Genomic DNA, 19,870 nt, shown 5'->3' on the forward strand with positions numbered 1-19,870 from the left:
AGGGTGCCTACGCCTCGGCGGCCGCCTTCGCGGCGATGTCCGTACGGTGCTGGGAGCCGTCCAGACCGATGCGCGCGACGGCCGTGTACGCGCGCTCGCGGGCCTCGGTGAGGTCCGCGCCGGTCGCGGTGACGGACAGCACGCGGCCGCCCGCGCTGACGACCGTGCCGCCGTCACCGCCCTCGCCGCCGTCGTACTTCGTCCCGGCGTGCAGGACGTACGCGTGCGGGGCGTCCTCCGCGGCCACCTCGGCGAGGCCGGTGATCGGGTCGCCGGTGCGCGGGGTGTCGGGGTAGTTGTGCGAGGCGATGACGACGGTGACGGCCGCGTCGTCGTTCCAGCGCAGGGCCGGCAGGTCGGCGAGCTCGCCGGTGGCGGCGGCCAGCAGGACACCCGCCAGCGGGGTCCGCAGCCGGGCCAGGACGACCTGCGTCTCGGGGTCGCCGAAGCGGGCGTTGAACTCGATGACCCGGATGCCGCGGCTGGTGATCGCGAGGCCGGCGTAGAGCAGACCGGAGAACGGGGTGCCGCGGCGGTGCATCTCGTCGACGGTCGGCTGGAGAACGGTCTCCAGGACCTCCTGCACCAGCTCCGGGTCGGCCCAGGGCAGCGGCGAGTAGGCGCCCATGCCGCCCGTGTTCGGGCCCTCGTCGCCGTCGAGCGCGCGCTTGAAGTCCTGCGCGGGCTGGAGCGGGACGACGCTCTCGCCGTCGGTGATCGCGAAGAGGGAGACCTCCGGGCCGTCGAGGAACTCCTCGATGACGACGCGCTCGCACCCGGCCGCGTGCGCCGCGGCGGCCTCCAGGTCGTCGGTGACGACGACGCCCTTGCCGGCGGCCAGACCGTCGTCCTTGACGACGTACGGCGCGCCGAAGGCGTCGAGGGCCTCGGCGACCTCCTCGGCGGTGGTGCAGACGTAGGAGCGGGCGGTCGGCACGCCGGCCGCGGCCATCACGTCCTTGGCGAACGCCTTGGAGCCTTCCAGCTCCGCGGCCTCCTTCGAGGGGCCGAACACCGGGATGCCCGCCTCGCGCACGGCGTCGGCGACCCCCGCGACCAGGGGCGCCTCCGGGCCGACGACGACCAGCTCGGCGCCGAGCTCGACGGCGAGCGCGGCCACGGCCTTGCCGTCCAGGGCGTCGACCTGGTGCAGCTCGGCGACCTCGGCGATGCCGGCGTTGCCGGGCGCGCAGTACAGCGCGGTGACGGCGGGGTCGAGGGACAGTGAGCGGCACAGGGCGTGTTCGCGGGCGCCGCTGCCGATGACGAGGACGTTCACGGGGGTCAGCCTAATCCAGGGTGTAGGCGGCTCGGTCCGGCCCCCGCAAGGGGCTGGCTGGCGGCTTGCGACGGACGGCGGAACGCCTTCGGCCCTCACGGTCCCTGAGACCCGCTCTGAGACTGGTGCCGCTGTCCACCGGTGGGTTCCGTGGCGGTGACGTGGGCGTCGGGCAACGCCTGTAGTCAGCCCGGCCCGAGAGGCCTCCCGTTAGAGCGGCGAGACCCGGCGCCTTCGCCACCGCCACGGAACCCACCACCGTCCGTGCTCCGCGGTGATGACGCGGGCACCGGGCTGATGCCTCCGTTTCCCCGGGCCCTTCGAGGCCTCTGTCAAGAGCGGCACAGCCCGGTGTCTCCGTGACCACCGCGAAACTCGCGACGGCCGGCCGGACGTTGACCGTCACGGCGCGAGCCCGCCCCAGGACCGACCTCTTGTTCATCCGCGAGCCCGCGAGCTCTGCAGAAAGACCGAGCCCCTGGGGTGCGCTGGTGTCGCGAACGGCTACTGAGATGGCGGACCTGTGAGTCCTGGGATTAGGGCGCCGCGTGACCCGCATGTGCTCGTGACCTGCACAAATGAACGGATCCGGGAGGACAGCTTGACCGTGTTCTGCGGCATCGACTGGGCGGAGCGCCACCACGACGTCGCCGTCGTCGACGACACCGGCACCCAGCTCGCCAAAGCCCGCATCACCGACGACGCGGCCGGTTACAACAAGCTCCTGGACCTCCTGGCCGAACACGGCGACAGCCCGGAGAACCCGATACCTGTGGCCATCGAGACCAGCCACGGCCTGCTCGTTGCCGCCCTGCGCACCGGCAGCCGCCAGATCTTCGCGATCAACCCACTCGCCGCCGCCCGCTACCGCGACCGCCACGGCGTCAGCCGCAAGAAGTCCGACCCTGGCGACGCCCTGGTCCTGGCGAACATCCTGCGCACCGACATGCACGCCCACCGGCCGCTGCCCGCTGCCCGCTGCCCGCTGCCCGCTGCCCGCTGCCCGCTGCCCGCTGCCCGCTGCCCGCTGCCCGCTGACAGCGAACTCGCCCAGGCCATCGCGGTACTGGCCCGAGCCCAGCAGGACGCCGTCTGGAGCCGCCAGCAGGTCGCCAACCAGGTCCGCTCTCTGCTGCGCGAGTACTACCCCGCAGCCCTGCACGCCTTCCAGGGCAAGGAAGGCGGCCTGACCAGGGCAGACGCCCGAGTAGTCCTCACCCTGGCCCCGACCCCGGCGAAGGCGGCCCGGCTCACCTTCGCCCAGATCCGGGCCGCCCTCAAACGCAGCGGGCGCACCCGGTCCTTCGACACCGAGGCCGAGCGCCTGCAGAGCGTCTTCCGCGCCGAGTACGCCCACCACCTCCCAGCCGTCGAGGACGCCTTCGGCCAGCAACTGCTGGCCCTGCTCAAACAACTGGACGCCACCTGCCAGGCCGCGGACGACCTCGCCACGGCCACCGCAACCGCCTTCCACAAGCACGCCGACAGCGAGATCCTGCTCAGCTTCCCCGGCCTCGGTCCCCAGCTCGCAGCCCGCGTCCTCGCCGAGATCGGCGACGACCGCACCCGCTTCGCCGACGCCAGAGCGCTCAAGTCCTACGCCGGCTCCGCCCCCATCACCCGCGCATCCGGCAAGAAACGCTTCGTCGGCCGCCGCTTCGTCAAGAACAACCGGCTCATGCACGCGGGTTTCCTCTGGGCCTTCTCAGCCCTCCAGGCCTCGCCCGGCGCGAACGCCCACTACCGACGTCGACGAGAACACGGCGACTGGCACAATGCCGCAGCGCCACCTGCTCAACCGCTTCCTCGGACAGCTTCACCACTGTCTCCAGACCCGGCAGCCGTTCGACGAGCAACGCGCCTTCGCGCCACTCCTCCCAGCGCCTGCATGACCCGCGAACCCGCCCGACTTCGTGAACGAGAACAACGGCACTTCGACAGATCCACGCTGTCGAGCGCGAACTCAATCAGAGGGCGTGACCGGCGCCCGCAGGCCGAGCCACTGATCGGCGTCCCAGGCCCGGAACCGCTCCACTTCGGTGAACCCCAGCTTTGCCGCGAGGCGCATCGAACGGGCGTTGGCGGTCTGGGTGGCGAGCACCACCGGCTCACCCGGAAGGACGTCTTCGAGCCAGTCCAGTGCCGCCGCGCACGCCTCGGCGGCATACCCGCATCCCCACGCCCGCGGCAGGAACAGGTAGCCGAGATCGACCTTCCCCACGGCAGCGGGGCAAAGGTGCTCCGTTGCTCTCCTGAGCAGGATCTGGCCGATCATCGCCCCGTCGAGATCGACGACGAAACTCCCGGACCGCCGCCCGGGCACCTCGGGCATCTCGCGCTCAAGCTCGTCACGCGAGCGGGGGCCGCCGAGGTAGGTGTGCACCTCCGACGAGGCGTGCAGCTCGATGAACGCCGCACGGTCCTGGGCATCGGGCTGACGCAACACGAGCCTCTCGGTCTTGATCGGTGCAGGCGGCCACGCAACGGGTCCGAGATCATTGATGTCGGCCAGCCAATCAGCGACCTCAGTAGCGATCAAGACTCGCGGTCCCTCTTGACTTCTTAGCCCCCTGAGATGTCTAACGGGCTGGAGCCGCGGCGTTTTGTGCGGGCTTCCGAGGGCAGAGGGGCGGCGGCCCTGTGCGTTCCTCCAAACGAGCCCGGTGCCGGGCAGGGGCCGGCAGGGGCTGGACAGATGCCGGGCAGGGGCTGGACAGGTGCCGGGCAGGGGCTGGACAGGTGCCGGGCAGGGGCCAGGGCTACTCGTTGGTGAACTCCTCGACCACGGTCGCGCCCAGCTCGCGGACGATCAGTTCGTAGCCGGAGAGGGCCGACTCGTTGAGGTCGGGGTCGTCGTCCTCAGGGGTGTCGTCCTCGGGGGCCACCGGTTCCGGGGCCGGGGGGCGGGACGGGGCTGCAGCGGGGGCCGATGTCGGCTGGGGTGCGTGCTGGGCAGGGGGCGCGGGGGCGGACGGCGCCGAGGGCTGAGGCGGGGTCGCGGCCATGGCCGACGGCGCCGACGGGGCCGTCGCACCACCGCCGCCGTAGCCACCGCCGTACCCACCGGCGTTGCCGGGGTTGCCGTAGCCGCCCGGGGCTCCGCCGCCTCCGCCGCCGAAGCCGCCGCCCGCCGGGGGCCCCGAACCGCCGGACGGGTCGACGATCGCGTCGATCTTCCACTGGACGCTGAACTGCTCGGACAGCGCCTGCCGCAGCACCTCCTCGCTGCCACTGCTCGCGAAGTTGTCACGGGCTCCGGCGTTGACGAAGCCGATCTGGAGTGTCGTGCCGTCGAAGGCGGCGACGTGGGCGTTCTGGCTGAGCAGGATCCAGGTGAAGCGGCGTCGGTTCTTGACGGCTTCCAGGATGTTCGGCCAGAGCATGCGGGGGTCGAGTCCGCCGGAAGGGGGCGCGTAGGCGGCGGCCGGCGCGGCTGACGCAGGGGTGTGGGCGGGGGCTGGGGTGGCGGCTGCCGGGGCGGCGGCCTGGGGACCGCCGACAGGGGTGGGTGCCGCCGGGGGACGTCCGCCGCCGCCTGCGGGCGTGGCCGTGGGCCAGCCGCCGGGCCGGCGTCCGCTGCCCGCCGCGGTGGCGGTCGGCCAGGCGCCGGGGGCGGGCGCGGCCGGGCCCTCGTCCACGGGCGGAACGGCTTGGGCCGCGACGGGAGCGGGAGCAGGCGCGGCGGGAGCAGGCGTCGCGGGAACCGCGGGCGGGGTGACCGGCGGCTGGGCGGGAGCCGGCGCGGCGGGCGGCTGCCCCGACTGATTGCCCTGATTGCCCTGGGCGCCTTGGCCGCGTACCGCCGCGCGGGCCGCGGCGGCCCCGCCGCCGGGCGGAACGGGCTCTCCCCCTCCCATGGCGACACCGCTTGGCCCGCTGTGACCACTGTGTCCGCTGTGTCCGCTGTGCGCCTCGGGCCCGGGCACGTAGCCCATCGTCGGCATGGCGGGGGCACCCTGCGCCGGCGCCCCCTGCGTGCCGGGGCCCGCCGAGAAGTTCACGCCGCGTTCGATGCGGTCGAGCCTCGCCATGACCGACCGTTCGTCCCCATAGGCGGCGGGCAGCATCACGCGCGCGCAGATCAGCTCGAGCTGGAGCCGGGGCGAGGTGGCGCCACGCATCTCGGTGAGGCCCTGGTTGACCAGGTCGGCGGCGCGGCTCAGCTCCGCGGCGCCGAAGACGCCGGCCTGGGCCTGCATGCGCTCGATGACGTCCGACGGGGCGTCGATGAGCCCCTTCTCGGCGGCGTCCGGCACAGCGGCGAGGATGACGAGATCCCGCAGCCGCTCCAGCAGGTCGGCGACGAAGCGGCGCGGATCGTTGCCCCCCTCGATGATCCGGTCCACGACTTCGAAGGCGGCGGCGCCGTCACCGGTTGCGAAGGCCTCGACGACGGAGTCGAGCAGCGAGCTCTCCGTGTAGCCGAGCAGGGAGGTGGCCATGGTGTACGTCACGCCGGCGTCGGTCGCGCCGGCGAGCAGCTGGTCCATGACGGACATGGAGTCACGCACGGATCCCGCGCCGGAGCGCACGACGAGGGGCAGCACGCCCTCCTCGATCGGAATGCCCTCCTGCTGGCACACCTCACCGAGGTAGTCCCGCAGCGTGCCCGGCGGGACCAGGCGGAAGGGGTAGTGGTGGGTGCGCGACCGGATGGTCCCGATGACCTTCTCGGGTTCCGTGGTCGCGAAGATGAACTTCAGATGCTCCGGCGGTTCCTCGACGACCTTGAGGAGCGCGTTGAAGCCGGCCGACGTGACCATGTGGGCCTCGTCGATGATGTAGATCTTGTAGCGGCTGCGGGCCGGCCCGAAGAAGGCCTTCTCGCGCAGGTCACGGGCATCGTCCACACCACCGTGCGACGCAGCGTCGATCTCGATGACGTCGATGGAACCCGGCCCGTTCCTGGCCAGGTCCTTGCACGACTCGCACTCCCCGCAGGGGGTGGGCGTGGGCCCTTGTTCGCAGTTCAGGCAGCGGGCCAGGATCCGCGCGCTGGTGGTCTTCCCGCACCCACGCGGCCCGCTGAACAGGTACGCGTGATTGACCCGGTTGTTCCGCAGCGCCTGCTGCAGCGGGTCGGTGACATGCTCCTGCCCGATGACCTCGGCGAACGACTCCGGGCGATAGCGGCGGTACAGCGCGAGAGACGACACGCATACGAGGTTATAGGCGACCACTGACATCGAGCCCCACGCCCGAACCCCGCCCGGGAACGCAGACGCCCCCCACGCACCCGCCAGAGCCAACCTACCCTTGCTGCCTTCCGGCCCTGGGGGAGTTCAGTCAGATAGCGCCGCGTGAGGGGCTTCGCACAGGCTACAGGATCTGAGCGGGGGGAACGAGTTCGCGAGCACTCCTCAACGTCTTGTATTGTTTGCGGCGGAGGATTCGCCTAGAGGCCTAGGGCGCACGCTTGGAAAGCGTGTTGGGGGCAACCCCTCACGAGTTCGAATCTCGTATCCTCCGCCAGTGCCTCACCGGGCACGATGTCGAAGGGCCCCACCGTTCGCGGTGGGGCCCTTCGTCGTTGTCCGTCTCAGTTTCCGTCTCAGTTGGTTTTCGGGAGCTCCCAAAGAACATCGCCGACTTGCTGCGCGACCTTGCGGAGCATGGTCCCGGTCACGTGCATGTAGCGGGCGCGCATCCGAGCCGCTCCCCCGGGCTCCCACCCCATGATCGAGTCGATCACGACGTCCGGGACGCCAAGGATCAGGAGGACGGTCGCGGCGGTGTGTCGAGCGTCATGGAGACGGCCGTTCCGGACACCGGCATCCCGAAGCAGCCGCTTCCAGATGTGGAAGTCGGTGTTGGGGCTGAGCGGACCGCCGGTGGGTGAGGCGAAGACGTACCCTTTGCCCTCCCAGTCAGCACCGGCCGCAATCCGCTCGCGCTCCTGGGCCTCCTGATGCTGGCGGAGAATCTTGATCAGCGGATCGGGCAGGCCGATGGTGCGCCGTCCAGCCCGGGACTTGGTGGACTTGTGCTCGCGGCGGGTCTGCTCCTTCTTGGGGCAGTAGCCCGCCTTCCGGCCACACGGGTTGGCACCGCAGCCGTGCGCGTACTTGGGGCGGAGACGGTTTTTGCGGATGCGGACGTATCCCGCGTCGAGGTCGACGTCTTCCCAGTGGAGCCCGAGCGCTTCCCCTTGGCGGAGGCCGAGCGCCAGGGCGACGACCCAGCGCGCGCTGTTGCGGAGCCTGGCCGCTTCGACGAGGAGGCTCTGTACCTCTTCGATCGTGTAAGGCTCGATGTCCTCTTCTTCGAGTCGGGGAGCCTTGGCGATCTCGGCGGCGTTGGTGGGGATGTGCCCGCGTCGGACGGCTTCACCGAGGGCGACTCGGATCGTGCGGTGGGCGTGGTGGGCGGTGCCGGCGGAGCTCCCGGACGACTGCATCTTCCCGTAGAAGCGTTCGAGGTGCTCCGGCTCCAGGCGGTCGAGCTTGTGAGCGCCCAGGCCGGGGACGAGGTGAACGCGGACGTCGACTTCGTAGCCGTCGTACGTGTTCTCCGAGACGTACGGCTTGGCGATGTTCTCCACCCAGTGCTCAAGCCAGGCTTGCAGCGTCCAGCTCTGCCCCGGCTTCCTGAGCTTCTTGTCGTCCCGGGCCCGCTCCATCTCGCGGACAGCCTTGGTGACCTCGGCCTTGCTCTTGCGCTCGATGTGGCGGCGATCCGGCTTGCCGTCATCGCGGACGCCGACCGTCACGCGGCCATGCCACTTGCCGTCCTTGCCGAGGTAGATCGACGAGGCCCCGTTGGGCTGACGGGTGCGGTTCTTCTCTGCCATGTCGTCGTCTCCCTCAGGCCGCGTGGGCGGGTCGGTGGCGGAGCTTGGCCACATAGGCGGGTACGGCGTCGGCAGGCACTCGGCGCAGCCGCCCGACCGTGACGGACTCGATGTCTCCGGCGAGGACGAGCCGGAAGCACGTCGTACGCCCGATGCGGAGTCGCCGGGCCGCTTCTTCCACGGTCAGAAGCGCCAAGGAGGGGTCGAAGGGCTCAGCCATGGGTGGGGTCCCCTTCCGTTTCGCCGACGTCAGGGCGTCGTGAAGCAGCGAACAAGGTTTCTGCGGCGGTCAGGCCGGTACCGGCGAAGCGCCAGTGGGAGAGCACGAGGACGGTGTCCGGGTCGGGAAGGGGGTGGCCGGACAGGGCCGCGCGTTCGCGGGTGAGTGCTTCGTTGTGGTCGGCGCGTTCCTGGCGGAGAGCGCCGAGGGTGAGGGAGTAGGCGCGGGACTTGGTCGAGAAGTGCCCGCGGAAGCCGAGCATGTGTGCCCACTTGCGCAGGCGGAGGTCTTCGAGTTCGGTGAGGGCGCCGAGGTGCCAGCAGGTGAGGATCATCTGACGGGCGTGGTCAGTGACTTGGGTGCCGATGAGGTCGGTGATGGGGTTGCGGATGGGGCGGTCCAGGGTGCCGGTCGCGCTCTCGGCGCCCTTGGTGGCGTACTTGGCGATGTACGCGGCCACGGCGCGGCTGGTCAGGTCGGTGGGGCCGGTGAAGTCGGCCGAGCGGATGGGACGGATGTCGAGCTGTTCGCCGAAGCGGAAGGTGTGGGCGCGGCCGTCGAGGAGCGGGCCGGGGGTTTCGGCGATCCGGGTCGCCGAGCGGATCGCGTCCGTGAGAAGTTCCGTGGTTGCCCAGGCGGGTGGGGCGGACTCGGCACCGTCCGGGCCGTCGAGCCGGATGACGGCGTGGAAGTGGACGGCGCCGCGCCGCTGGTATTCGGCGACCTTGGCGTAGGACACCTTGAGGCAGTCGCGGAGTTCGGAGCGGGCGATGCCCGCGCGGGAGGCGAGCTGTTGGCGAAGGTAGGTGGTGAAGCGGGCCCAGAGGGCGCCTGCGTGGGCGTTCCAGAGGACGGCGGTGCGGTAGTCGTAGCGGTCCGGGTCCAGGGGCGTACCGAGGGCGGGGTCACCGTCGGGGTGGAGGCGTCGGCAGCGGCAGCGACCGCCGCCGGGACGGTTGTGGACGGGCCCGAAAGACGGTGCGGTGAAGGTGGCGAAGACTCGGGGGTGTTCGGCGACGGCCGGGCCGATTCCCTTGCCACCACTCAGGCCGGCCGTGACGAGGTGGTACGTGTCCCTGCGATAGACCTCGGCGCAGGCGGCGCAGCGGGTGGCACGTCGGTTGTTGCAGCGGATGAGGAGCTGTCCGGCGGGAAGGTCGCGGTCGGCGAGTTCGCGGACGATTTCGCCGGTTGAGGCGTGGACGTCCAGGCGGTGGCCTTCCATCCGTACGGGCTGTTCGCAGCCGCCGAGCCGTTGGATCTGTCGTGCGTAGGTGCTGAGGTCGCCGGGGAGGGCGAGGGCCGCCAGTTGGCGGATGGCTCTGGTCGGAGCCTCGGGGCGCATGTGCGGGTTCCTCCTTGGAGGGACGGAGCTTGAGGGACGCCCGGCTTGTCCAGGGGGCTAGACATCGTGGGCAAGCCGGGACCACGGGACGGATGAGGTCAGCGGCGGTCGCTCTTGAGGATCGAGCGGATGACGACCGCGCAGACGGCGACGGAGGCGGCGGTGATCGCGACGGCGAGGAGCATGGAGACCAGGACCGCGCCGACGACCAGGACCACGGCACCGCCGCCAGCGACCAGGGCGAGCGTGCTGCCAGCGGTGAGCTGAACGGCCGGCCGGCTGGAGGCCGGAACCGGGGCATTGGCAGGCGGGTAGGGCACCGGGCTGTAGACGGGCGGAGCCGTAGGCGTGGAGACCGGGGCGGTGTCCTGCGGCGGGTACTTCGGGGTGAACACGCGGGTGATCCCTTCTACGGTCAGTCGAGGAGGGCGGCGACGGCGGGGGCGAGGACGCTGTTCGCGACGAGGTAGCCGCCGAGGAGGAGCAGGACGACCAGCCACCACGGCGGGCGGGCGAGCTGGATGCCGAGAACGGCGACGACGAGCACGGCGAACCAGAGAGGGACGTCCATGGCGGTGATCTCCTGTCATGCCTTGCAGCGGTGGGTGCGGGCGGCGAGTTCGGCGGCGGCGCGGCTGTCGTACTCGGCGGAGAAGTCGCAGCGGGGCGCGGTGCAGGCGGCCAGGTGGCGGTTACGGCCACGGGCGAGGAACGAGGCGACCTGTACGGGACCGATGCGGCGGACGTTGCGGAAGCTCGGGGTCACTTGGACGGTCCTTTCTCAGAGGTGAGCGGCGACTGAGGCCGTCATGGACGGAGGCAGGCCGAGCCGGGCGCGAACCGTGTCGGGGTCGGCCGGTTGGCCGGTGGCGGCGCGGTGTTCTTGGGCCAGGAGCTGAACGCGGTCGACGAGCGCGGGCGGCAGGGCGACGGCAGGAACGGGCGCCGGAGCAGCGGCGACGAGGCTGTTCGGAGGTTCCTCATGCGCCGGGTCGATGGACACCGCCGGGGACTCGTCACCGTCAGGTGTGTCGACAGCGGCGGAGACCGACGGCGGCTCAGGCTCCGCCGCCGAGGTCACCGAGGCGCGAGGCGTGTGCGCCAGGAGCGTTCCGCCGAAGAAGGCGACAGCAGGCCAGCCAGCGACGACGACGCGGAGCGAGGCAGGTACATGGTTGAGGTCGAGAAGGCCGGCGGTGGCGACGTTGGCACCGAGGGACGCGGCCAGGGCGACCAGGAACCACAGCCGCGGACTTCCCGCCGGAAGTCCGGCACGCTGCTGTTCACGCATCCGACGCCACGCGGCGACCAGTAGCAGATCAACACTGATCGGATAGGCCCACGCCTTCCAGCCGCCCTGTCCGGCCGCCGCAGCGAGGTCGTGCAGATGGGAGAAGGACAGGGCGCCCGCGATGGCGGCCTGAACGACCACGGCATCCACGCGGGCGAGGTGGCCACGCATCGGCTCGACTCCTTCCGGCGCGATCAGTCGGTGGACGCGAGCGAGTCAGCACGCTCACGGGCGAGACGAGCCACCTCGGCAGCCTCGGTGTCGCCGGGTGTGTGGGTGGCAATGCGCTCCAACAGGTCGGCCTTACGGGCCATGAGCTCGGCAAACTCACCAGGGGGGCGGTTCTGATGGAACGCGGCCAGGTCGGCAATGAGCGCGCTGACCTCGGCGATGGAGGGGCGGGACATGAGGGGCGTCCTTTCGGTTTCGGGCATGGGAGGGGTAGGGACGTGGCGTGAGGCGGTCACGCCAACCGTGGGAAGAGGTGCGGCTACTCGGTCACCGGTCAGGCGGTGGGTACGGCAGCGACAGGCGAGGCGACGTCAGCAGACTCGACGGCGACATCAGGCCGGAAGGCATCGAGGCGAGGCAGCTCGGGCACGAGGGCGGAGGTGGCGCGGCAGACGGCCGCAGCTTCGTCGAGGGTGAGATGGGGCGAGCGGGCACGGTGCCAGCCGCCGGAGGAGTCACCGACGATGGCGACGCCGGGCCGTTCGGCCGGGATGGCGGTGGCGGCGAGCACCGCTTCCGGGGAGATGTCGGCCAGCGCCATGTTCGCCGACGACTCGTCGTTGACACGGTGACAGATACGGCCGGTGAGCTGGGCCCGGAGCATGGTCGCGCCCTTGCCGAGTTCCGAGCCGAAGCGCTGCCCGCACACTTCGAGGTAGATGCCGGCCGCACGGCCGAGCTGGGCGATGCGGATCAGCTTGGTGACCATGGCATCGCGTCGCTTCTCGTCGTCCCTGCTCGCGGCCAGGAAGAGTTCCGCCACCTCGTCGACGACGACCACGACCGGCACCGGCCGCACCTTCTCCGGCAGCCCCCACACATCCGAGGTGAGTACCTCGTCCGGCCCCGCCCCGGACCGGAGCCCAATCAGCCGGAACCGCGCCTCCATCTCTTCCAGCAGAACGTCAAGGAGTTCGTTCGCTCGGTCCGAGGAGTCGGCGAGCGCCGAGAGGCGAGGCGCGAACGGGGCCAGTTCGACGCCCCATTTGCAGTCGATTCCGACGAGGACGACCTGTTGCCGGGCGAGGCCGCAGAGCAGGTTGCGCAGGTAGACGGACTTGCCGGACTGCGTTGCGCCAAGGATGAGTTCATGCGGAACGGCGCGGAAGTCCCGCACGTGCCAGCGTCCGTCATCCCGCAGCGCCAGCGGCAGAGAAAGCAAGCCGCCGCCCTTCTGCCGCCGCAGGGGACGCCGCACGTCTGCCAGCACATCCCAGCCGATGAGCCGCAGTTCGAGCCATCCCGGCTTGGTCGGGCGGATATGGACGGCGTGAGCCGCCCAGGCGTGCCGCAACCGGTCGGCGGAGGCGATGAAGTCTTCCGGAGCCTGCCCGGCCGCCATCCGCAGGCGCATCACGAGACCGGATCCGGTCGGCAGCGGGAAGGACCGACGAGGGGGAACGGGAGCCGCTTCCCGCCCGACCAGCCGGGCCGTGGCCCGACGGACGGCCGAGGCAGGGACCGTCAGACCACAGGCGTCCATCGTGGCCCGGTAGGTGGTGAGCACGCGCAGCGCGACGAGCGGATAGCCGACGAGCCACCAGAACGCGACTGGCATACGACGGCGCAGCACCAGCAACGCGGCGAGCGCCACCAGGCACAGCGCCAGTGCCCAGACGAAGTCGGTCATGGCAATCAGCCCTTCACCGGCGCCGGGGCGTTGACCATGACGGCGTCCGCGCGGTAGGCGATGCCGTGACGCATGCGTCCGCCGAACTCGCTCTCCCAGGGGCGGGCGATGAGGCCGGACAGGATGACCGGCGCGCCCATGACCAGGCCCTCACCGATGCCCGCCTCCGGAACGGTCACCTTGATCATGTCCGAACCGCCCTGCGCGATGAAGACCAGCTCCAGGACCATGAGCCGCTGGTTCGTCGTGGGGTCCACGGCAACCTCACCGGTCTGACGGTCCTTCACCTTGACCTCGGGCAGCTTGGTGACGAGCAGCGTCGCGGCGGAGACGTCTACGGGGATGACACGCATTTCTTGAACCTCACTGGTTGGCGGCACCCATTCGTTGGTGCCGTTCCGGTATGGATACCCCCCTAGACAGCACGGGGAGTGGCCCGCCATGACTGTCTAGGGGGGTTGACGACTACGGTAGACCGACACCCCGTCAACTGTCTAGGGGGGTATACGTGCGAGTCTCGGTGTGTGCTGCCACGTCAAGACAAGCGGTTGGGTCGCGAGCTAACCGGGAGTCAGTCCGCTATTGGGACCAACCGCCTGCGCGGATGCGCCGGAATGCGCTCGGCTTTCACCACCATGAACGGATGAAGCTGGCAGGTGGTGACCAGGAAGCTCGCACGCTCGACGACGTCCAGGCCGCAATCGGCAAGCGCCTCGACGATGTCGCCAAGATCCTTGCTGGTGCCCTGGTCACGGTGGCCGGCGTCATGACTGCACTGGGGTTGACGAGCGACGTCGTGTTCGTCGCACTCAACAACGAGTCGTGGCCCATCTTCGTGGCTGCGCTCTGCGCGATCTTCGCCATCGTTTGCAGCATCGTTGCCCTGCTCATCCATCCGACACGGCGAGGCAACGTGTGGGAGACGGTCGTCCTGGGACTCGGTGTCATCTTCTACATGGTGGCCTTGAGCGTGGCGGTCGTCGGCGCGTCCCAGGCAGCGAGCGGGAACGGGCGCCCGACGCTGATCAACGTCAAGCTCGAAGGGCCGGAATCCGATCGGAGGCTGAGCTTCGGCGTCCACGCAGACGGTGTTGACCGGTGGGCGAGTGTCATCGTGTGGGTGACAGCCGTAGACGCAGACCAGGCGGATCTTCCTGGTATGACCAATCTCTACAACGTCAGCCTGAGGCCCGACGACAAGGGCGACATCGACCACCAGACCAGCATCTCGCTCGCGGCTCCACGCAACGCATGGGGAATCGAGATCATCGCCGTGACCACCGGCGGGAACGAAAACTGTGAAAGTCAGTCGACACACGGTCCCACATGCGCGGTAGTCCAGCTGCCCTGACCGTCCGAAAGCAGAGGCGAAGTCCAGGCGTGTCAGCCCCAGAAAGCGGTCACAACTACGACAGCAGCCAATGAAGGGCTGTGGCATCGTCCTGTGCTTTCCCACGCGGCCAGCGCCGACCCTCGGGGTCGTCGGCCTCAGCATCCCGCACTCGGCGGATGAGCCCATCGGGACCGGACTCCCCAAGAACGGCCAACGTCCCTTCCCAAGTGGCGAGTTCGAAGGAGTCGACGAGTCGCGTCGCGCCGTCGCTCAGCAGTGTCACGGACGCCAGCGAGTCCAGCGAGACCGCCCCAGTAAGAGCATGTTCGGCCGCCTGCGGATCGGGGCCGGCGATCCAGAAGCCGCCCGGCCGGTTGCGTAGCCCGGTCAGGGCGTCGCGGTACTGGGCCAGGGCGGCGGCATGTTCGGGTGAGCCGGTGGACAGTTCGTCGACCAGCCCGCGAAGTTGCTTGCCGACCTCGTCCAGGCTCTGGTCAGTGACAGCGGTCATCTTCCCGTCCCTGTCCGCAAGGAGGAGGGTCGAGTCACCGAGTACGAGGTACTCCAGAGCTCCCGAGCCGGCCCGGACGGCGACGACCGTACTGGTCGGACTGGCGCGATAGCTCAGGTCGCAACTGTCCTCATGCAGGGACCGAACGACCCGGATTGCGTCTGCCAGACAGTCGGCGAGCGGCCGGGCGGGCTGTGCCGTGATGGCGCTCAACAGCAGTCCGCCCAGTGTCGAGGAGAACCAGGCGATGCCATGCGCGCATCCAGTCTCCGCGCCGGCGACACCGGCACCGTCCAGGAGAACCGCCGCTCCGGGAGCGGCGGCGGCGAAGTCCTCGTTTTGCTGGCCGGGTTCGGCAGGCAGTGAGCCGAGGGTGACGTTCACGCCGTCGTCTCCTCGTCGTGCAGGTAGAGCGGGGTGAGCAGTTCGACGGACTGCGGCTCGTCGGTGTCGGGGTCGTACTCGACCCTCACCAGCGTGGAGAAACGACGCCCGCCCACCTGTCCCCAGATCGTGTTGAGGTCGGAGACAAGCAGGTGGACCACGCCGAGGGAGCCTTCAGTGTGGATGCCGGCGATGGCTAGCACCGAGCCATTGCCGTCCGGCCGGGGCAGCCTGCCGAGGTAGCCGACGTCGTACCAGCGAGACGGATCGATGTCCCGCCCCGCGCGGTACGCCGTGCCGGTACGCCGGTCCACCAGGGCCCAGGGCTGACCCTCCGGGTGCTCCCAGCCGAGTACCGGATCCTGGGCGTACAGGTCGCTCATGGTCTCGGACATGCCGGGCCCGCAGACGACGACCAGGCCGTCACGGTTGAGGTCAACCTCACCGCTCACCTGCACGTGACCGGAGCTGACGTCGAGCCCGTACGACTTGGCCAGCCCTTCGAGCCGCTTGCCGGAGTTCATGTCGGCCATGGCGACGACCGGGCGCTTCTTCTCGCCGTCCCAGCGCAACGGGGTGACGATCGTGACGGCACCCGAGCCGAGGAAGGCTCCCTCGGGAGCTGGGCCGGTGTGTCTGATCTGGTGAATCCGCCCGCGGCTCAGGCCGGCCTTCTCGGCGATCTGCGCATACGACAGCCCTTGCGCGTGGAGGTCCTGGACCACACGGCGACGGAGCCGGGCGAGTTCGGTCACCTCCTGCTGCGCGTCGGCCAACCTGGTCGTGACCTCACGCAGGAGCAGGTACGGATCATCGATCGCCATGATCCGTTGCAACTCGTCCGACATGACTACACCTCCTAGAAGTACCCAGGAGTCTAGGGCCCTAGACAGAACAGGCGCGAGATGCCGTCCCGTTTGAACCCCGATCACGTAGAACGCGGCCCGGCGGCGAGGCACTCCCCTGGGGCTCACCCTCCACTGCCCAGAGGGCGAGCGCTGGCCGCCGTCAGGCTGCACGCCGTCACCCGCCCACCCGGGCCAGGTCTGCCCAGACACAGCGTCCGCCGGCGGGGCGGTCCTTCACGCCCCAGTCCTTGGCACAGGCCGCGACCATCATCAGTCCACGGCCACCCTGCTCCACCGGGCTGGTCACACTTCGCACCATGGGCTCGCTGTCGCCGCCCTGGTCGACCACCTGAATGCGCACGAAGTCGTCAGTGAAGCCGACGACTACGAGGAACCACCCTCGGTACCAGCCGCTCCGCGTGTGCCGGACGGCGTTGGCCGCCAGCTCACCGGCGACCAGGACGGCGTCCTCCACGATGTCCGATACCTCGTCCTCCAACAGTGCGGCGACGAAGTGACGGGCTTCGGCCACTTGCCACGCTTGACCGGGAAAGATTCGAGCCCACTCTTTGGGCATGGGAATACTCCTCTGCGTCTAGGGGGCTAGACGTTGCAGTGAGCAGAGTATTCCTGCGCATGACCGATGAGCCAGGCATATTGAGGAATTATTCCTCTAACGAGTGGCGGGGGTGTCCAGGTCCCGGAAGTCCGCCATCACCTGGAGGAGGAGCTCCCGCACCTCAGACCCGAAGACCGCGGCCTCTTCGAAGCGCGTGAACGTGTCCTCGTATGCGGCGACTTCGGAGGAGTCGTCCAGGACTCGCTCACCTCGGAAGGTCTCGACGACGACCGCCGCGCGGTCGCACAAGGTGAATCCGTGACGAGGCATGACGGGTACCGCTCGACGCCAGGGGAGAACGCCGAGTCGTACCGTGCTCAGGCTCTCGACAGCCAGCAGTCGGTCAAGCTGGGCGAGCATCAGCGCAGGGCTTCCGGGCCAGGTACGCAACACGCCCTCGGGCAGCACGAACACGGACTCCCGCCCCGGCTCGTACAACAGGCTCTGCCGCTCCACACGGGCGGCGACAGCACGGCCGACAGCCTCAGGGGTGGCGTTCGGCGCGCTGTCGAAGACGTGACGGGCGTACTCCGCACTCTGAAGCATGGCCGGCAGGACAACACACTGAAACGACCGCACCAGCCGGGCGGACCGCACGACTTCATCGAGGACAGCCCCAGTGGGACTCTCGTCGCCGGGCGTTTCGACGGTGTCCGGAGTTGCTTCCACGGCGGCCAGGAGGTCGCGCACCTCACGAGCGGTGACCTCGTCGAGGTCGAGAGCGAGAGACATGCGCCCCAGGACGTCGAGGCTCGGCACCATCCGCCCGTTCTCGACCTTGGAAACGGTGGGTTGACCGACACCGGCCCGTTGCGCCAACACGGCACCCGTCAGGCCGGCCTCTACCCGAAGCCCTCGAAGACGCGCCCCGAGCGTCTTCATCCGTTCCCGCCGCTCACTCCCCATATCCAGGGTTCTACACCACCAGGCAGCCAGCACCGGGCACGAGAGCCTAGATGATCAACACCAGCCCGACATGATTCAAACTTTCTCTACTGGTTCAAGGCGGCTCGCTCCGCTCCCCGCGCGCGGCACGGCCCCCGGCCGGGCCTGCGCTCCAGTCTCCGCCCCGCTCCAGCCCGGCCGGCGTCCGTGCCGCGCGCCAAAGGATGTAGCCACCTGATGCCAGAGATGGGGTTCGTCGTGACTGAGGTGGGTTCCGGCTAGCGGAAATACATCCCAGATTCGCGCCCCGGCGCACATCGCCGGCCAGGGCATCCCCGCCGCGAGCAGATGGACCGACAGGCCGCGCTGAAACACCTCAGTGACCAACGCCGACCCCGGCGGAACGAATACGGCGAGACCTCCACCAACCCCAGACAGTGTGGCCCACCAGAGCGACCGCAACGGCAACAGCTGTGAACCGAACGGTGGTCCAGGTACCCAGAACAACCTGACTCGGCCCGCGCGACTCCATCTCCAGACGCATGGAAGTCTCATAAAAAGCCACCAGGGGAATAAGAAGCCGGAAGCCCAGGCCGCCGATGCCCGGCACCTGCGCGAGGTTCCCCAGGAGCCCAAGGGGTGCTCCGAAGAAGAATGCCAGCACACCCCAGAGGGCAATTCCGGATGATCCCGCACCTGAGGAATCCAGTCCACCCAGGGAGGCCAGGCTTCCCTTAGTCAGATAGTAGGTCACGACACCGATAGCCAGCCCCAGAGGCGCGAGAACAACCGATTCGATTTTAGACCGACGGAAATAACCCACCAGGAACGCGTAACAGGCCCACGGCCACCCACCGGTGAAAACGGCGCCCACGGCCGCACCTGGACGGCCGCCCCAATGCTCAACGGCAGGCCCTATCAGACCAAGCAACAAGCCAAGCCCGAGTGGCACCGTAAACGACACGACCCGAGCACCCCGAAAATCCACTCTCTCCCCTTCCGGCCCTAATGCGGCATTACTCCGGGCCCGTGTGCGCCCGGAGTAATGCCCACCCGAGGGAGATCAACCCTCATCGCGGCGGACACATTTACGCATTATCGTAATATGCATAGCAGGTCCATGCCGCACCTTGTGTTGAGCTGGCGTAGGAAGTCTCACCCTTCGCCGCCCAGCCACTTCCATGGTCGACATTCTGGACCCTGACCGTTGACCTGTGCTTCACATCCGCGATGTAGTTCGAATAGCATCTCTTTCCGGCCGACACCAGATCGTACCCATAGCACCACCTGCCGTGAGTCACATCCTGGCAGGTATTACCTCTCAGCTGAGCGGCCGAATCTTTGATTTCCAGCTTTACCACGCCCCACTCGGAGGGATTACCCAGCTCCGCTGGCGGGTTGACGCCGTCACCCCTCTTGTGGATGACGGGCTGCCCAGGTATAAGGCCGTCGCTGGCCTCAACCACGGTATCGCCGGTACCGGTTCCGCTCTGAGGGCCGTAGGCCGCCGCCGGGGTGGCAAAGCTGGAAACCGCAAGCACGGCGCCCTAAATGCCGAAAAGTATTGACTTTCCAAGCTTTTTCACGTTCCCCCTATCTCCGCTCCCCGTTATCGAGGGCTCGAAGGGATCTTTTATGAGGGCGCTGCGACCGTCAAGGCTTGGCCAATTTACGGCCCCGGCACTGTCTGAAACCGTTTTCAGGCGGTGGTATTCACGGGCGGGGCCATGAACGCGCGGCCACGGCACGCGTGTTGTCAAGGCCCATAACACCCCCGCCGTCGTCACGGGCCAGCCGTGGCCGCTTGGTCTGGTCGACGACACACCCCGATAACGTGGCTGAGGCCGGTGGGGGTGCAGCGAGACACACGCGCGCCCGATCGGTCGGCGCACCCACCGTCGTGGCTGACTGTCGTCGGCTGCGGTACAGGCGCGGCACCGACACTTCCCCAGCCCTGTTCAGTGCGAAGGCGTGAAGCCGGCGGACTGTTCGAGGTGAAACGCGGAGCCCGAAATAGTCGAAGTCCATCCCTGGCGCAGGGCAAGCCGAACGGCGGCGGCAACGTCGGAGGGCAGCACAGATTCGGCCTCGCGACCGATCCAGTTGCTCGGATGCGGGTGGTCGGTGGTGACCACGAGCGTTTTCCCTGGGGTATCCGCATGCTCGACCGCGAAAGTGCACGGCGACCAGGCCAAGCCCTGGAAGTACGTGGGTCTGCCTCGCAGCCGCCAGCGGTAGACCGTGCCGTCGACAACAATCCGGCGTGATCCCTTGCGGACCAGTGCCATGACACCTCCTCGAACGCCTCGCCAGCTATCTGAACAGAATTCCTGACTCAGAAGACTAGCGAGCCCGGCCCGCGGTCCGTCTCAGTTTCCGTCTCATTCAGCAGCGTTCACGGTCGTTCAGACGAAACCGGAGCCGCCCCCAGCCGCGATGGTCGTCCGCTCATGAACGCAGGTGAACTCCCCTGCACCCAGCCCAACACCCCACCACCACAGTTG

General features: G+C 69.1%; 21 protein-coding genes, 1 tRNA gene, 1 other RNA gene and 1 pseudogene. 3 read left to right on the forward strand and 21 right to left on the reverse strand.

What is annotated here, in order from left to right:
• Positions 1–7 precede the first annotated feature (7 nt).
• Positions 8–1,279, reverse strand: coding sequence for a phosphoribosylamine--glycine ligase (purD, locus tag AB0J04_RS06350; protein WP_363167207.1), 1,272 nt, complete (start codon positions 1,277–1,279; stop codon positions 8–10).
• Between the two features lie 586 nt (positions 1,280–1,865).
• Between purD and AB0J04_RS06355 the strand changes: the two are divergent.
• Positions 1,866–3,171, forward strand: a pseudogene (locus tag AB0J04_RS06355) (IS110 family transposase).
• Between the two features lie 71 nt (positions 3,172–3,242).
• Here AB0J04_RS06355 and AB0J04_RS06360 read toward each other — a convergent pair.
• The 3 genes from AB0J04_RS06360 to ffs all read right to left on the reverse strand — a co-directional run bounded on the left by AB0J04_RS06360 (position 3,243) and on the right by ffs (position 6,591).
• Complete coding sequence (locus AB0J04_RS06360; RefSeq protein WP_363167255.1) at positions 3,243–3,782, reverse strand: GNAT family N-acetyltransferase; 540 nt, start codon at positions 3,780–3,782, stop codon at positions 3,243–3,245.
• A 256-nt stretch (positions 3,783–4,038) separates the two neighbouring features.
• Positions 4,039–6,435, reverse strand: coding sequence for a DNA polymerase III subunit gamma and tau (locus tag AB0J04_RS06365; RefSeq protein ID WP_363167208.1), 2,397 nt, complete (start codon positions 6,433–6,435; stop codon positions 4,039–4,041).
• Between the two features lie 61 nt (positions 6,436–6,496).
• Positions 6,497–6,591, reverse strand: an RNA gene (ffs, locus tag AB0J04_RS06370) — signal recognition particle sRNA small type.
• A gap of 72 nt (positions 6,592–6,663) precedes the next feature.
• On the opposite strand from ffs, the gene AB0J04_RS06375 reads away from it, so the two are divergent.
• Positions 6,664–6,751 (forward strand) — tRNA-Ser (locus AB0J04_RS06375).
• A gap of 79 nt (positions 6,752–6,830) precedes the next feature.
• Here the strand turns inward: AB0J04_RS06375 and AB0J04_RS06380 are convergent.
• The 10 genes from AB0J04_RS06380 to AB0J04_RS06425 form a co-directional block, all read right to left on the reverse strand.
• The gene (locus AB0J04_RS06380) at positions 6,831–8,069 is read right to left on the reverse strand and encodes a site-specific integrase (protein ID WP_363167209.1); all 1,239 of its coding nucleotides are present in this window, start codon (positions 8,067–8,069) and stop codon (positions 6,831–6,833) included.
• 13 nt (positions 8,070–8,082) lie between these two features.
• Positions 8,083–8,289 carry an excisionase family DNA-binding protein gene (locus AB0J04_RS06385; RefSeq protein ID WP_363167210.1) on the reverse strand — a complete coding sequence of 69 codons (207 nt, stop codon included), beginning with the start codon at positions 8,287–8,289 and terminating at the stop codon, positions 8,083–8,085.
• A complete protein-coding gene (locus tag AB0J04_RS06390; protein WP_363167211.1) occupies positions 8,282–9,634 on the reverse strand; it encodes a replication initiator in 1,353 nt (450 codons plus the stop codon). Before AB0J04_RS06390 ends, AB0J04_RS06385 begins: the two co-directional genes overlap by 8 nt.
• A gap of 98 nt (positions 9,635–9,732) precedes the next feature.
• A complete protein-coding gene (locus tag AB0J04_RS06395; protein WP_363167212.1) occupies positions 9,733–10,029 on the reverse strand; it encodes a SpdD protein in 297 nt (98 codons plus the stop codon).
• 20 nt (positions 10,030–10,049) lie between these two features.
• Positions 10,050–10,205, reverse strand: a complete 156-nt coding sequence (locus AB0J04_RS06400) for a hypothetical protein (protein WP_020122794.1) — start codon at positions 10,203–10,205, stop codon at positions 10,050–10,052.
• A gap of 15 nt (positions 10,206–10,220) precedes the next feature.
• Positions 10,221–10,400 (reverse strand): mobile element transfer protein, encoded by a 180-nt coding sequence (locus tag AB0J04_RS06405; RefSeq protein ID WP_363167213.1) that lies wholly within the window; start codon positions 10,398–10,400, stop codon positions 10,221–10,223.
• Between the two features lie 15 nt (positions 10,401–10,415).
• The gene (locus tag AB0J04_RS06410) at positions 10,416–11,096 is read right to left on the reverse strand and encodes a DUF2637 domain-containing protein (RefSeq protein ID WP_363167214.1); all 681 of its coding nucleotides are present in this window, start codon (positions 11,094–11,096) and stop codon (positions 10,416–10,418) included.
• Positions 11,097–11,119: 23 nt separating this feature from the next.
• Positions 11,120–11,332, reverse strand: a complete 213-nt coding sequence (locus tag AB0J04_RS06415) for a hypothetical protein (protein ID WP_363167215.1) — start codon at positions 11,330–11,332, stop codon at positions 11,120–11,122.
• Between the two features lie 98 nt (positions 11,333–11,430).
• Positions 11,431–12,786 (reverse strand): FtsK/SpoIIIE domain-containing protein, encoded by a 1,356-nt coding sequence (locus AB0J04_RS06420; protein WP_363167216.1) that lies wholly within the window; start codon positions 12,784–12,786, stop codon positions 11,431–11,433.
• Positions 12,787–12,791: 5 nt separating this feature from the next.
• Positions 12,792–13,139 carry a hypothetical protein gene (locus AB0J04_RS06425; RefSeq protein WP_363167217.1) on the reverse strand — a complete coding sequence of 116 codons (348 nt, stop codon included), beginning with the start codon at positions 13,137–13,139 and terminating at the stop codon, positions 12,792–12,794.
• A 290-nt stretch (positions 13,140–13,429) separates the two neighbouring features.
• Between AB0J04_RS06425 and AB0J04_RS06430 the strand changes: the two genes are divergently transcribed.
• A complete protein-coding gene (locus AB0J04_RS06430; RefSeq protein WP_363167218.1) occupies positions 13,430–14,137 on the forward strand; it encodes a hypothetical protein in 708 nt (235 codons plus the stop codon).
• A gap of 55 nt (positions 14,138–14,192) precedes the next feature.
• Here AB0J04_RS06430 and AB0J04_RS06435 read toward each other — a convergent pair whose 3' ends face one another.
• The 7 genes from AB0J04_RS06435 to AB0J04_RS06465 form a co-directional block, all read right to left on the reverse strand.
• Positions 14,193–15,014: an integrase gene (locus AB0J04_RS06435; RefSeq protein WP_363167219.1), complete on the reverse strand. Its 822-nt coding sequence runs from the start codon at positions 15,012–15,014 to the stop codon at positions 14,193–14,195.
• Positions 15,011–15,862, reverse strand: a complete 852-nt coding sequence (locus tag AB0J04_RS06440; RefSeq protein WP_363167220.1) for a sigma factor-like helix-turn-helix DNA-binding protein — start codon at positions 15,860–15,862, stop codon at positions 15,011–15,013. Before AB0J04_RS06440 ends, AB0J04_RS06435 begins: the two co-directional genes overlap by 4 nt.
• 175 nt (positions 15,863–16,037) lie before the next feature.
• On the reverse strand, positions 16,038–16,439 hold the full coding sequence (locus AB0J04_RS06445; RefSeq protein ID WP_363167221.1) for an ATP-binding protein: 402 nt from the start codon (positions 16,437–16,439) through the stop codon (positions 16,038–16,040).
• A 96-nt stretch (positions 16,440–16,535) separates the two neighbouring features.
• Positions 16,536–17,387, reverse strand: a complete 852-nt coding sequence (locus AB0J04_RS06450) for a helix-turn-helix transcriptional regulator (protein ID WP_363167256.1) — start codon at positions 17,385–17,387, stop codon at positions 16,536–16,538.
• 355 nt (positions 17,388–17,742) lie between these two features.
• The gene (locus tag AB0J04_RS06455) at positions 17,743–18,240 is read right to left on the reverse strand and encodes a hypothetical protein (RefSeq protein ID WP_363167222.1); all 498 of its coding nucleotides are present in this window, start codon (positions 18,238–18,240) and stop codon (positions 17,743–17,745) included.
• Positions 18,241–18,454: 214 nt separating this feature from the next.
• Entirely contained in the window at positions 18,455–18,907 is a 453-nt protein-coding gene (locus tag AB0J04_RS06460; RefSeq protein ID WP_363167223.1) for a hypothetical protein, read from the reverse strand.
• Positions 18,908–19,324: 417 nt separating this feature from the next.
• Positions 19,325–19,654: a hypothetical protein gene (locus AB0J04_RS06465; protein ID WP_363167224.1), complete on the reverse strand. Its 330-nt coding sequence runs from the start codon at positions 19,652–19,654 to the stop codon at positions 19,325–19,327.
• Positions 19,655–19,870: the final 216 nt, after the last annotated feature.

This window comes from Streptomyces sp. NPDC050263 (assembly GCF_040655955.1).
Classification (GTDB): Bacteria; Actinomycetota; Actinomycetes; order Streptomycetales; family Streptomycetaceae; genus Streptomyces.

Bases quoted from the DNA above. Each gene is read 5' to 3' on its own strand.
- AB0J04_RS06445 (WP_363167221.1), bottom strand. From the start codon at position 16,439: ATGCCCAAAGAGTGGGCTCGAATCTTTCCCGGTCAAGCGTGGCAAGTG.
- AB0J04_RS06415 (WP_363167215.1), bottom strand. From the start codon at position 11,332: ATGTCCCGCCCCTCCATCGCCGAGGTCAGCGCGCTCATTGCCGACCTG.
- AB0J04_RS06425 (WP_363167217.1), bottom strand. From the start codon at position 13,139: ATGCGTGTCATCCCCGTAGACGTCTCCGCCGCGACGCTGCTCGTCACC.
- AB0J04_RS06390 (WP_363167211.1), bottom strand. From the start codon at position 9,634: ATGCGCCCCGAGGCTCCGACCAGAGCCATCCGCCAACTGGCGGCCCTC.
- AB0J04_RS06380 (WP_363167209.1), bottom strand. From the start codon at position 8,069: ATGGCAGAGAAGAACCGCACCCGTCAGCCCAACGGGGCCTCGTCGATC.
- AB0J04_RS06440 (WP_363167220.1), bottom strand. From the start codon at position 15,862: ATGTCGGACGAGTTGCAACGGATCATGGCGATCGATGATCCGTACCTG.
- AB0J04_RS06410 (WP_363167214.1), bottom strand. From the start codon at position 11,096: ATGCGTGGCCACCTCGCCCGCGTGGATGCCGTGGTCGTTCAGGCCGCC.
- AB0J04_RS06465 (WP_363167224.1), bottom strand. From the start codon at position 19,654: ATGGCACTGGTCCGCAAGGGATCACGCCGGATTGTTGTCGACGGCACG.
- AB0J04_RS06420 (WP_363167216.1), bottom strand. From the start codon at position 12,786: ATGACCGACTTCGTCTGGGCACTGGCGCTGTGCCTGGTGGCGCTCGCC.
- AB0J04_RS06400 (WP_020122794.1), bottom strand. From the start codon at position 10,205: ATGGACGTCCCTCTCTGGTTCGCCGTGCTCGTCGTCGCCGTTCTCGGC.
- AB0J04_RS06450 (WP_363167256.1), bottom strand. From the start codon at position 17,387: ATGGGGAGTGAGCGGCGGGAACGGATGAAGACGCTCGGGGCGCGTCTT.
- AB0J04_RS06385 (WP_363167210.1), bottom strand. From the start codon at position 8,289: ATGGCTGAGCCCTTCGACCCCTCCTTGGCGCTTCTGACCGTGGAAGAA.
- AB0J04_RS06430 (WP_363167218.1), top strand. From the start codon at position 13,430: ATGAAGCTGGCAGGTGGTGACCAGGAAGCTCGCACGCTCGACGACGTC.